The organism is Arthrobacter sp. H41, assembly GCF_000520535.1.
GTDB lineage: Bacteria > Actinomycetota > Actinomycetes > Actinomycetales > Micrococcaceae > Arthrobacter_D.
The window spans coordinates 22,221-34,112 of record NZ_KI914805.1 but is presented as its reverse complement, the minus strand read 5'-3'; the positions used below and the strand labels follow the sequence as shown (position 1 = coordinate 34,112).

Sequence of the window (11,892 nt, the reverse complement as noted above, 5' to 3'; positions counted from 1 at the left end):
TTCGGTGTGGATGGTGCAGTCGAGCCAGGCCAGGGTGTCGTCGAGGACGGGCTTGCCCCGTCGGGTTGGGTGCCAGGTGATGCCGGCCCATTTGTCGGTGCCTCGGCGGGCGAACTGGTTGGAGGTGGCTTCCTGGCTTGCCGAGAGGATGTTGACTGCGAAGGTTCCGGTGTCGCGGATGCGAGGGTAGGTGGTGCTGGCCTTCATGACGCTGAAGGGGACCAGGGGTGGGTCGACGGAGACGCTGTAGAACGATTGGCAGGTGACGCCGATCGGGCCTTCGGCGTCGTGGCCGGTGATGATGGTGATCCCAGATGCGTAGTGACCGACGGCGTCCCTGAACCGCAGCGGGTTGACGCTGCCAGTGGAGTCACTGATGAGGCCACTGTTAAGTGTGCTGGTGGGGGTTGTCATGGCATGGTGTCCGTGAGGCGTGGGTCGAGTCCGTACTGGGCCGGGGCGTTGAGGTGGTCGCGGAGTGTGGTGCCGTCGTAGTCGTGGCGGTAGATGCCGCGGTCCTGCAGGATGGGAACGACCTCGTCGACGAAGGTGTCGATGCCGTCTTCGTTAACGTCGATGGAGACCCAGAATCCGTCGCAGGCGCCGGCTTCAAACCACTCCTGCATATGATCCGCGGTGGCCGATGCCTCACCGACGGGGGTGGGGTGGTAGTCGATGACGCCGTGGGCGAGGATGTCGCGAATGGTCCACCCTTCGCGTGCGACCTCCAGTGCCCGTGCGGAGCGGGGGTCGAACGGGCTCGGGGTCGCGACGGCCAGCTGAGCGGGCGTGAGGGGTTGGTCGAGCTGGCCGGGATCGAGCTGGAGGTTCAGCATCGAGCCGAGGTAGGGGACCCGGGATGCTGCCGTGAGCTCGCCCAACTGCACGCGTCGGTCCAGGGCGGCGCGTTTGGTCTTGCCGATGGCGGGCATGACTCCGGCGAAGTACTTGATCTCGTCCGGGTTTCGTAATGCCCGGCGGGCGGCGTCACGGTAGGCCTGGCGTTGCTTGCGGGCATCATCGATGGTGAACGTGGCACCGATGACACCGTTGGCATAGCGTCCGGCCAGGTCCAGTCCGTTTGCGCCTCCTCCGGCGGAGAAGATGACGGGCTGTCCCTGCTCGGACGGTGGGATGGGCAGCGGCCCGCGGGAAGCGACGTGCTCGCCCTGCATGTTGATGGGCTGAATCTTGTCTGGGTGGGCGAACCGACCGCTTTTCTGGTCCTTGACCCATGCGTCCTGCTGCCAGCTTCCCCAGAGGGCCTGGGCGATCTGGATTGTTTCGTGGGCGCGCTGGTATCGCTGCGGCCGGGGCGCGACGGCTTGGCCGAAGTTCGCTGCAGCGGCAGGATCACTGGTCGTGACCGCGTTCCATCCGGCACGGCCGTGGCTCATCACATCAAGGGCCTTGAACTGGCGGGCGATGTTGAAGGGCTCATTGAAGGTCGTGGAACCGGTGGCGACGAGGCCGATGCGCTCGGTGGCCCGGGCGATCGCCGCGAGGTTCATCATGGGATCGAGAGTGATCTGGGGTGCCTCGTGGTCGACGTCGGCCATCAGACCGGGAAAGTCTGGAAGGAACAGGAAGGCGATTTTCCCGCGTTCAGCGGCCTGCGCGTAGCGGACCTGCGCATCGAAGCTCGCGTAGTTCGCAGGATCCACGCCGGGGGCGCGCCAGGCTGAGGTCTGCGATCCGTATCCGTTGCCCAGGTGCATACCCAGGATCATCTGTGACTTTGTCATTGGTTCTCCTTGTACTGCTATCTCGTGGTGCCTGTGATGGTGGTTGCTGTAGTGCCTGTCTTGATGCTCGACATGCTGCTTGGGGCGCGATGGTCAGACTCCGCCCGGGACCGGTCCGTCCAGATGCGCTGGTGGCGTGGTGTGACTTGTCGAGTTCCAACGTTGCCACTAATGTGAATGTCAAATTGGCCGAACAAGTGAAGGAGAGGTTTCATGCGTATTGGTGAGCTGGCAAAGAAAACGGAAGTTCCTGCCCGGATGCTGCGGTATTACGAGGAGCAGGGCCTGATCTCACCTCGTCGCCTGGATAACGGGTACCGGACGTATGACGACTACCTGGTAGATCGTGTGCGGAAGATCCGTGGGCTGGTCGATTCCGGGATCCCGACGCGGATCATCTCGAACATCCTGCCGTGCCTGGACCAGCCGCAGACCATCGTCGTGAAGAACGCCGAGCCCGGGTTGCGGGAGTTGCTGGTGACGGAGCGGGACCGCATGTCGGAGAAGATCGACTTCCTGATCCACAACCGGGACTCGATCACCCGGTACATCGAAGCGATCGACCGCGCCACCGTCTCTCCACGCCAGACGTCCAAAGCTAGCTAGCTTTCGTCTGGTGTGGGACGGGCTTTGCTGACGAACAGGGTGCCGATGACTGCTCCGAGGGCGAGGATCGCGGCGACGGTGAAGGCGGCCTGTCCGGCGTCGATGCCCTGAGTACGGCTGAGGGCGCCGGTTGGGGCGGCGTTCGCTCCGATGGTGAAGGCGGAGATGAGGATCGCGCCTCCCGCGGCGCCGGCGAGTTGCTGGACGGTGGAGAACGCTGCGGTGCCGTGGACATAGAGCTCGGTCGGCAGGGAACCCAGGGCTGAGGTCGTCATTGGCGCCCACATCAGTGCCTGCGTTCCGGTGATCACCAGGTACGTACCCAGAGCCACCCAGACGCTGGTGTTCTCTTCGATGGTGGTCAGGAACCAGATAGCCGCCGCCCAGATGATGGACCCGGGGATTGCCAGGGGTTTCGGTCCGACCTTGTCGTAGATGCGTCCACCGAGTGCGGAGACGATCGCGATCATCGCCCCGCCGGGGAAGAGGAACAGGCCCATCTGCAGGGTGTCCAGTCCGAGGACCGCGGTCAGGATGAGAGGCAGGACGAGAACCACGCCGAAACCATTCATCGCGACGAAGGTCATCACGATCGTGGGTAGGACGTAGGAGCGCGTCCTGAAAATCCGCATATCCAGGAACGGGTCCCGGTGCCGTTGCAACCGGACCTGACGGTAGACGAACGCTGCCACGCCGACCAAGCCAATGATGAGGGGGATGTAGGGGGCGACGGGTGCGTGGCCGGAGACTGATTCACCGATGGATGCCAGCCCGAAGACCAGCCCGCCGAAGCCCACAACGGACAGCAGCAGGGACACCACGTCCAGGGTTACCCGCTCAGGTACGGTGACGTTCCGTAGCTTCACGGCAGCCAGGACCAGTGTCGCGACGATGATCGGCAGCATGAGGATGAACAGCCACCGCCAGGAAAGCTGGGACAGGATCAGCCCGGAGACTGCGGGACCGACGGCCGGCGCGATGGCGGGGACCGCCGTGACGATGGCCATCATCCTGCCTCGACGCGAGACCGGAACCAGGCGCATGGTCGTCGTGATCAGCAGGGGCACGAATACTGCTGTACCGACCGCCTGAACGATCCGCCCGGCGAAGAGCACGCCGAAGCCTGGAGCGATCACAGCGATGGCCGTTCCGAGCAGGAACAGCGTCATGGAACCCAGGAAGATCACGCGGGTGGTGAACCTACGCATCACGAACCCGGTGGCAGGAATGAGCACGGCCAGGGTCAGCAGGTACCCGGTCGTCAGCCACTGACCGGTCGTCGGAGTGATGTCCAAATCGGTGATCAGCGTCGGCAGGGCAACACCGAGCATCATCTCGTTCAGCAGGACGACGAAGGTCGAGACCATCAGTAGCCCGATGATCATCGCGCTGCCCGGGGCTAACCGGTCATCGGACGGAGCCGCAGGGGTGCCGACGGCTGGCCCGAGGGGAGCGGTTTCTAGGGTGGACTCGCTCGGACTAGCTACCGACATAGGGCTCTCCTGATGGGGTGATGGTCTTATGAAATGAGTGTCAATTGCACGACTGCGTATTTCAGTCGGCGGTTTCGGTGTGAATGAGGGTTGATATGGGGGCCATCCGGAAACGAGCAGCTGTGCTGGGGTCGACCGGACGAAAGAGATCCCCGCGGGCCTCCGACGGGCTGAACGCCGGATAGGAACCCACCCACGCGACAGGGTGCTCGAGTGGCAAGGGCAGGAATTGGGAACTCACCAGACCATCGTGCAACCTTGCCACTAATGAGAAGGTCAAATTCAGGGTGCGGATGTGACGGACTGCACGATGCGGAGCGCGGTGCTTTTGGTGTCTCTACTTGACCTTGACACTGTTGGAAGGTTGGACACTTGGAGTGCTCATTCACTCCACGGAAGGATTCTCATGAGAATCAGCATTCTCGGCGCAGGCTCAATCGGTTCCACATTGGCTCTTAAACTCGCTGCAGCAGGGCACGACGTCAAAGTCGCCAACTCGCGCGGACCGGAAACAATCAACTCCGACGTCCTCGCGACAGGCGCGACTGCAGTCGAAGCGGCCACCTTGGTGCACGACGTTAAGGTCCTCATCACTTCGATCCCGCTCAGCGCCATGCCGGCAATCAAGGCCCTCGTCGCAGACCTTCCCGCGAATGCCATCGTCATCGACACGTCGAACTACTACCCCCTCCGGGACGGGCACGTACAAGCCCTCGATGAGGGACAGGTTGAAAGCGTCTGGGTCGCCGAGCAGATCGGTCGTCCCGTCGCGAAAGCCTGGAACGCGATCCTCTCCGGGACCTTTGAAGCCAAAGGGCTCGCAGCAGGACAAGTAGGCCGTCTTGCCATCCCCGTGGCAGCCGACCACGAGGCAAATCAGCAGACTGCGATGAGCCTGGTGGAGGACACCGGGTTCGATGCCGTCTACGCCGGCCGTCTTGCTGATTCCTGGCGCCAGCAGCCCGGTGCGCCCGCGTACTGCACCGAACTCAGTCGTGACGAGCTGACAGACGCCCTGGCCCGCGCGGACAACGACCTCCTGCCCGGTCGGCGCGATCAGGCCATGGCAACCATCGGCAAGAAGTTCGACTCCCTCACCACCGACGACATCGTCACCCTCAACCGGACCACCTACGCCTAGAGAGACTTACCGGCTTCACTGCAGCTTGCCGCCGACATCTTGACCATCAGGAACCCAGATGGCATCGCTGTCCTCGACCTCGAGTACTGGCATAGCCGCAGGCGCTGCTGCGGACGCGAGGTCGGATCGCAGGTCACCGTTGTATGTTTCGTCAAAGATCGCCATCCTTTGCCAAGACAAAGCAGGTAACCCGATGGCGGTCCGGCGAGGTCCAGCAATTCCGCCTGATTTTGTAACCGCGTCTCAGCAATGTGTCCCACTCTGCGTATTTTCAACAAAAGCTAGGAAGGCCTTGATGAGCTCGAGGGGAATTGGGATGGGAAGTATCTGATACGCCAAGGTCAGCACCCTGGATCAGAACGCTCACCTGCAGCAAACAGCACTACGTGCTGCGGGTTGTAGCCGGATCTTCACCGACCATGGCGTGAGTGGGACGAGGGCCAGTCGGCCCGCGCTGGACAAGCTGCTCGATCACCTCGGGGACGGAGATGAAGTCGTGGTGTGGATGCTGGACCAGTTGGGGGGCAATACCCGTAACATGCTGACCCTGATCGACGACCTGGAGCGCGATCAGCTGGCCGAGCGGACCAGGGCAGCTATGGCCGTGACAGCCCGATGCGGCCGGAATGCCGGGCGGAGGGAAGCGACCGCTGCTCATGAAGGTCCAGGGCTCACGCCGGCCGACGCCGGGAAGATCAGGGCAGCAAGCCTCGCCACCGTCTGCCGCTACTTGAGCATCGACACCAACGACATGCCCGGGCGCGAACTGGGGCCGATACCCACTACGGGCTCGCTCATCAGGCGAGAGAATTCGAGGCAGGGGAATTCGGTCAACCGTGTAGTAGGTGTCAAACCTCGACATTCAGGATGCCTCGCGTCGCAATCTGCCGCGCAAGATCCCTACGGAACTGCCCCTGAGATGTTTTGCACCGAGGCAAGTTCTCGAAACACCTACAAGCCCGTCATACCAGCAGCTCGTATGTTTGCGGGAGGCAGCGACCATGTGTCCTTGAAAAGCTGTTGATTTTCGCGACAACCACCTAGGTGAAGCGCCCCATAGCCATTCGATCTGCAACCAGTCCCGCGTAACCGTGTTACAACCGCTTGCTACCGCGCCAGGGCGCCGATGATTTCCTCCGGGGAGAGCCTGCGCTCTCCCACGTAGTACAGGACAGCGCTTTCGGGCAGTTGCGAGTCCCAACCGGGGTTGATCACGGCCCCTTCGTGCTGAACCGCGAGCACCGTGGTGGCGAAGCTCCGCCCCATCGCTTCCTGGATCTGTCCGAAACTCACCTGCGGGAGCGTCTCGGGTAGTCGCGTGCTGTACGTGTTCCGGCCGCCGTGACTCATGAGATCGGCATAAACGACGGCGATGCCGGGATCCTGCAGCTCTTCGGTCGCAAGGCGAGGTGAGTGCCACTGCACACAGCGGACGTCGGCGTCGACATAGGAGAAGTTGAGGGCGCGGCTCATGTCGCGCAGCGTAACGACCGTGTGCGCGTTCGGGTTCACATGCGTGACGGCCACTGCGACGGCAAGTGCCTCGTTGTCGTCGCGGGCGTCGATGAGCACACGCGCGGCACGGTGCACCCCGGCACGCCGCAGCACGCTTTCCTCGGTAAGATCACCGCGGACGAAACCAAGATCGGGATGCTCGGGCATCGGATTCTCTGGAACGTCATCCCAGGCGCACAGGGCAACCGCATGGGCATCATCGGCGATGATCTCGTGAATGAGCCGTTCGGTGCGCCCGGGCGTATAGCCCACGATCACGAGGTGGTCCGACATATCCAGATCCAGCTGGCCCTTCATGCGTTGTCCCTTCAAATTCTCGATTGCCATTGCGATCCTGGTGAACAGGGTGGTCAACGTGACGATGCCGCCCACAATGACGTAAACCCCGACGAGGCGACCGCCGACCGTGGTCGGGAAGAAGTCGCCGTATCCGACCGTGGCGGCGGTAACCAGGAACCACCACCAGTAGCTGTCCGCCGAGGTGATGGTGTTGCTGGATGGCTCAGCCCAGATCATCAACGGCCAACTGGTGAGGAACACCGCCAGGATGATGAGCGCCGGCATCACCCAGAAACGCGAACGCCCGAGCCGCCGGATCAGACGGGACAGTACAAATGGCACTCGGCGTTCCCTTCTCTCGGGGGACAATACCGTTGAACCATACCCTCCGACATCCGCCCGGACGGTACCCGAGCTACGAAGCCAGGACCGACGCTGACCTGGGACGCCACCACTGATAGGGACGATCGCGAGTTGGAATGGCAGTCACGCTCAGCAGGGGCGGGCCGCTACCTGGGGGAGCGGAGGTATTCCAGTTGAGCCGCCACCGAACTCTCCGCCGCGCGCCGCACCGACGGGTCGGCTTCGGCATAGACGACGTCGGTGACCTGTCGTATTCCGGCGTCGGGCCCGAGCTGTGCCACGGCGGAGCGGATCTGGGTCAGGCGGTCGAGTCGGTGCGTGCGGTAGGCGCGGACGACGTCGTCCAGCGCCGGCAGGACAGGACCGTGGGCGGGCAGCACCGTGGCGNGCGGGTCCCAGCAGTTCAAGCCGGTCGAGTGAGGACAGGTAGTCACTGAGGCGGCCATCCGGGTGGTCGAGCACTGTAGTGCCGCGGCCCAGGACGGTGTCGCCGGTGAGGACGGAACCTGCCGGACCATCAGAGGGAAGGTGGAAGCAGACGGAATCCGAGGTGTGTCCTGGCGTGGCCACTACCCGGATCTCCGTTCCGGCGACGGCAAGGATCTCGCCGTCCTGCAATGGCTGCTCCCCGAGGCAATGGTGGGGATCGGCGGCACGGACAGGGGCTCCGGTGAGTTCGCGCAGGCGTGCGGCCCCGGCCGTGTGATCGGAATGGCGGTGCGTGATCAGGATGAGTTCCACGGGGTCGGCAGCCAGGCCCTGAAGGTGCTCCTCGTCGAGCGGACCGGGATCCACCACGACCGCTGCCGAGTGACCCTCCGCAGCTATCAGGTAGGAATTGGTGCCCTCGAGGCTCATCGGCCCAGGGTTGGGCGCAAGCCTGAAGCGTATCAGGGCGGTACAGCGGGCCTGGGAGGAACGTTCGGCTGCCACCAGTACATCTTCGCATTACTCTTCCCAGGCCGGGCAGAAAGAGGTACGAGCAGGCAGGATGGGCGATCCTGCCTCGCGCCACGTTTCATGGGGCGTGGAAGCGAAAGCTAGAGCGGGCTGCGGGTTCCCACCTGCTCCTGCTCGAGGATCAGCGAGAGCAACGTCACCGCACCGGTCTTGCTCAGCGGATTGTTGCGGTTGCCGCATTTCGGCGACTGCACGCAGGACGGACAGCCGTCGCTGCACTCGCACGCCGAAATCGCGTCCCGGGTCGCGGTGAGCCAGGTCCGGGCAGCCTCGAAACCTCGCTCCGAGAATCCCGCTCCACCCGGATGCCCGTCGTACACGAAGATCGTCGGCAGTCCCGTATCGCCGTGCAGTGCCGTCGATACTCCGCCGATATCCCAGCGGTCGCTCGAAGCGACTAGCGGAAGCAACCCGATGGCGGCGTGCTCGGCCGCGTGCAGCGCTCCGGGCAGCTCCTCGGCGGTGATGCCGGCGTCCTCCAGCAGCTTCGGGGCGATCTCGAACCAGACGCTCTTGGTGAAAAGGTCCCGTGCGCCGAGCTCCAGGGGTTCCTCACCCAGAATCTCGTTCGACACGAAGGCCTTCCGCTGGAAGGACACCACCTGGGTGGTCACCTTGACGTCGCCGACGTTGGCGAGCACCCCGCCCCAGATCGCCGTGCGGTTCCGCCCCACCACCTCGATCTGCGTCACGTCCCGCGCCTGTGTGTAGAAGTCTGGATTGGCGCGCTTCACGACGGCGCAATGGTCCTGCTCGTTCAGCTCCTCCACCACATAGGTGCGCCCCTGATGCACATAGATTGCTCCCCGGTGTGCCTGGTAATGGCTCTGCGGCGAATCCATGGTGCCGAGGAGGGAGCCGGTGCCGGACTCCACGATGTTGATGGGACCACCGCCGTCGGCCCGAAGGTTCACCATCCCGGCAGCACTCTGCGGGTGGGTCCAGAACCAGCCTGCAGGGCGGCGCCGGAGATAGCCCTGCTCACACAGCTGCGTGAGCAGGGTGTCCGAGGTGGCGCCGAACAGCTCGAGGTCCGGCTCGGTCAGGGGAAGCTCGGCGGCCGCGGCGCACAGGTGCGGCCCGAGGACGTACGGATTGGACGGGTCGAAGACCGTCGCTTCGATCGCGACGTCGAACACCGCCTCGGGGTGGTGGACGAGGTAGGTGTCCAGAGGGTCATCGCTGGCCACGAAAGCGGCGACGGCGTCCTGGCCCGAGCGCCCGGCCCGGCCGATCTGCTGCATCAGCGACGCCCGCGTGCCCGGCCAGCCCGCGATGAGGACGGCATCGAGGCCCGAGATGTCGATGCCGAGCTCGAGCGCGGACGTGCTGGCCACACCTAGCAGCTCGCCGCTCCGCAGTGCCGTTTCCAGGGCCCGGCGTTCCTCCGGCAGGTAGCCCGATCGGTACGCCGCAACGCGCTGCGGCAGGCTCGGATGGACCTCTTCCAGCAGCCGCCGGGCCGTGGCCGAGATACTCTCGGCCCCGCGGCGGGACTTGATGAAAGCGATGGTCCGCACGCGGGCGGACACGAGGTTGGCCAGCAGGTCGGAGGTTTCGGCGATGACGGTGCGCCGCGACCGGGCGCCGTTCTCCCCTTTCAACTCGGTGAGCTGCGGTTCCCAGAAAGCGACGGTGGTCGAGCCGTGCGGCGAGGAATCCTCGGTGACCGCAGTGGCGGGCGCGCCGATGAGCTTGCTGAACGACGCCGATGGGTCGGCGGAGGTGGCCGAGGCACCGATGAACACGGGGAACGCGCCGTAGCTCGCGCAGATGCGTCGGAGGCGCCGCATCAGGTTGGCCACGTGCGAGCCGAAGACCCCCCGGTAGCTGTGCGCTTCATCGATGATGACGTACTTCAGGCGCCGGAAGAACCGCGCCCACCAGGCGTGGTTCGGAAGGATGCCGTAGTGGAGCATGTCCGGATTGGCGAGCACGAGGTTCGCGTGGTCCCGGATCCAGCGGCGAGCGCCCGAGTCGGTGTCGCCGTCGTAGGTTTCAGCCCGCACCGTGGGCAGCTTCAGCGCATTGACGGCGGATAACTGGTCGGCGGCGAGGGCCTTGGTCGGTGCCAGGTACAGGGCCACTGCACCTGCCGGTGCCAGCGTTGCCTGCGACTCCAGCTCACCGCGATGGATCGCGTCGAGCACGGGAAGCTGGTAGCACAGGGATTTGCCGGAGGCGGTGCCCGTGGCGACGATCGTGTGTACGCCGTCGTGCACGGCGTTCGCCCCGGCGACCTGGTGGCGCCACGGTTCGGCGACGCCGCGTGCGCTGAAAGCGGCGACGACGTCGGGGTGCGCCCAGGCGGGCCACGGTTCGAAAACAGCCGTGCGCGCCGGGATGTCGCGGACATGCAGCAGCTGTTCGGGTTCCGGCCCTGCGCCGAGCAGGCTGATCAGCGAATTCTGCGGTGCCACGCCGTCATTGTGTCACCCGGGCGGGTCCGTTCCGGGAGACAAGGGCACTTATCCTCTGATAACGAACACATCGGTGAGGTGCTCCCAGCCGAGGAACTCGTACAGCGCACGGCCATCGGCGGTCGTCAGGAGGAGCCCCGTCCGAACGTCTTCCTCCAGCGCTCCGGCAATCAGCGCCCGCATGACGAAGGTCGCGAGCCCGCGCCGCCGGAATTTGTCCTCCGTCACGATCCGGTCGAAAACCGCATAGTCGCCGACGACGGCGGCTGAGCCGTGCGCGGCGTGCTCGCCGTCGAACGACACGCTCACATACTGGCACCCGCCCTCACGCTGACGTTCGAAGGAGTATCCATCGTCGGGAAGCCGGGGGTCCTCGACGTCCTGGGCCTGCATATCTGCGCTCATCAGGGACTGCTTCCGGTCGAGGATCCGCATCCCGAGCGGGTCCACGGCGCCGATGAGTTCCTGCAGCCTGCTGGTGACCACCGTCAGGATCCGAGTCGGATCAGCCTTTGTCTCCTCGGCCACCTTCAGGAACAGCTCGGTGGACGGCTCGTAAAGGAAATGCTCGGTCTCGTTGTCCTCGTCCGTGTGGACAACGGAGGTGGTGGAGCCGTCGTCGTGCGGCTCGTAGCCGCGGCAGGTGGACCAGCCCGTCAGCCACGTGGAAAAAAGTTCACTGCTCGCTTGTGCACCCATGGATGAACGATAGTTTGCCCGGCCCGCGAATAACATACCCGCCGCCGGAAGCAACGATTTTGATGCACGAAGTACCCTTTAATGCGTGTCGATGAACCGGATTGCCCTGTATTACGCCTTCACCCCGCTCGCGGATCCGGAGGCCGTGAAGCTGTGGCAGAAGACCCTGTGTGAGAGCCTCGGGCTACGCGGCCGCATCCTCATCTCGAAGGACGGCATCAACGGCACCGTGGGTGGTGAGCTCAATGCGGTCAAGCAGTACGTCAAGGCCACCCGCCTCTACCCGGCGTTCAAAAAAATGGACATCAAGTATTCCGACGGCGGCGCTGACGATTTCCCGCGCCTCAGCGTCAAGGTCCGCGAGGAGATCGTCTCCTTCGGCGCTCCCGGCGAATTGAAGGTCGACGCCGACGGCGTGGTCGGAGGCGGCGTGCACCTGCGGCCCGAGGAGCTGCACGCACTCGTCGATGCCAGGCGGAGCGCCGGGGAGGAGGTCGTCTTCTTCGACGGCCGCAACGCACTCGAGGCGCAGATCGGCCGCTTCCGGAACGCCGTGGTGCCCGAGGTCTCAACGACGGCGGACTTCGTCGCCGAACTGGAGTCCGGGAAGTACGACGATCTGAAGGACAAACCCGTAGTGACCTATTGCACCGGCGGGATCCGCTGCGAGG

Annotated in this window: 9 protein-coding genes and 2 pseudogenes; 4 read left to right on the top strand and 7 right to left on the bottom strand. The window is 64.4% G+C overall.

Annotation, left to right across the window (positions count from 1 at the left end):
• Together Y705_RS0111460 and Y705_RS0111455 are read right to left on the bottom strand one after the other, a co-directional pair.
• Positions 1 to 414, bottom strand: a 414-nt coding sequence (locus Y705_RS0111460) for a flavin reductase family protein (protein WP_049822644.1), incomplete at its 3' end; no start/stop codon positions are given.
• Positions 411 to 1,745, bottom strand: a complete 1,335-nt coding sequence (locus tag Y705_RS0111455; RefSeq protein ID WP_026532957.1) for an NtaA/DmoA family FMN-dependent monooxygenase — start codon at positions 1,743 to 1,745, stop codon at positions 411 to 413. The genes Y705_RS0111455 and Y705_RS0111460, both read right to left, overlap by 4 nt.
• Positions 1,746 to 1,958: 213 nt before the next feature.
• On the opposite strand from Y705_RS0111455, the gene Y705_RS0111450 reads away from it, so the two are divergent.
• Entirely contained in the window at positions 1,959 to 2,351 is a 393-nt protein-coding gene (locus Y705_RS0111450; RefSeq protein WP_026532956.1) for a MerR family transcriptional regulator, read from the top strand.
• On the opposite strand, the gene Y705_RS0111445 is transcribed toward Y705_RS0111450, so the two are convergent.
• Positions 2,348 to 3,844 (bottom strand): DHA2 family efflux MFS transporter permease subunit, encoded by a 1,497-nt coding sequence (locus Y705_RS0111445; RefSeq protein ID WP_026532955.1) that lies wholly within the window; start codon positions 3,842 to 3,844, stop codon positions 2,348 to 2,350. The genes Y705_RS0111450 and Y705_RS0111445 overlap by 4 nt on opposite strands.
• 406 nt (positions 3,845 to 4,250) lie before the next feature.
• Here Y705_RS0111445 and Y705_RS0111440 point away from each other — a divergent pair, with 406 nt between their 5' ends.
• Both Y705_RS0111440 and Y705_RS21370 read left to right on the top strand, forming a co-directional pair.
• The gene (locus Y705_RS0111440) at positions 4,251 to 4,985 is read left to right on the top strand and encodes an NADPH-dependent F420 reductase (RefSeq protein ID WP_026532954.1); all 735 of its coding nucleotides are present in this window, start codon (positions 4,251 to 4,253) and stop codon (positions 4,983 to 4,985) included.
• A 343-nt stretch (positions 4,986 to 5,328) separates the two neighbouring features.
• Positions 5,329 to 6,009: pseudogene (locus tag Y705_RS21370) on the top strand (recombinase family protein); the annotation flags it as partial.
• A gap of 83 nt (positions 6,010 to 6,092) precedes the next feature.
• On the opposite strand, the gene Y705_RS0111425 reads toward Y705_RS21370, so the two are convergent.
• The 4 genes and pseudogenes from Y705_RS0111425 to Y705_RS0111405 all read right to left on the bottom strand — a co-directional run bounded on the left by Y705_RS0111425 (position 6,093) and on the right by Y705_RS0111405 (position 11,221).
• Positions 6,093 to 7,121 carry an ion channel gene (locus tag Y705_RS0111425; protein ID WP_026532953.1) on the bottom strand — a complete coding sequence of 343 codons (1,029 nt, stop codon included), beginning with the start codon at positions 7,119 to 7,121 and terminating at the stop codon, positions 6,093 to 6,095.
• Positions 7,122 to 7,288: 167 nt separating this feature from the next.
• Positions 7,289 to 8,078, bottom strand: a pseudogene (locus Y705_RS19355) (MBL fold metallo-hydrolase).
• 104 nt (positions 8,079 to 8,182) lie between these two features.
• Entirely contained in the window at positions 8,183 to 10,522 is a 2,340-nt protein-coding gene (locus Y705_RS0111410) for a DEAD/DEAH box helicase (protein ID WP_026532950.1), read from the bottom strand.
• A 48-nt stretch (positions 10,523 to 10,570) separates the two neighbouring features.
• The gene (locus tag Y705_RS0111405; protein ID WP_026532949.1) at positions 10,571 to 11,221 is read right to left on the bottom strand and encodes a GNAT family N-acetyltransferase; all 651 of its coding nucleotides are present in this window, start codon (positions 11,219 to 11,221) and stop codon (positions 10,571 to 10,573) included.
• 85 nt (positions 11,222 to 11,306) lie between these two features.
• Here Y705_RS0111405 and Y705_RS19350 point away from each other — a divergent pair.
• A partial coding sequence (locus tag Y705_RS19350) for a rhodanese-like domain-containing protein (protein WP_444826184.1) occupies positions 11,307 to 11,892 on the top strand: 586 nt, incomplete at its 3' end.

What these genes read in the sequence shown, in the direction of transcription:
- Y705_RS0111405 (WP_026532949.1), bottom strand. Translation starts at nt 11,221, where the DNA reads ATGGGTGCACAAGCGAGCAGTGAACTTTTTTCCACGTGGCTGACGGGC.
- Y705_RS0111450 (WP_026532956.1), top strand. Translation starts at nt 1,959, where the DNA reads ATGCGTATTGGTGAGCTGGCAAAGAAAACGGAAGTTCCTGCCCGGATG.
- Y705_RS0111445 (WP_026532955.1), bottom strand. Translation starts at nt 3,844, where the DNA reads ATGTCGGTAGCTAGTCCGAGCGAGTCCACCCTAGAAACCGCTCCCCTC.
- Y705_RS0111455 (WP_026532957.1), bottom strand. Translation starts at nt 1,745, where the DNA reads ATGACAAAGTCACAGATGATCCTGGGTATGCACCTGGGCAACGGATAC.
- Y705_RS0111440 (WP_026532954.1), top strand. Translation starts at nt 4,251, where the DNA reads ATGAGAATCAGCATTCTCGGCGCAGGCTCAATCGGTTCCACATTGGCT.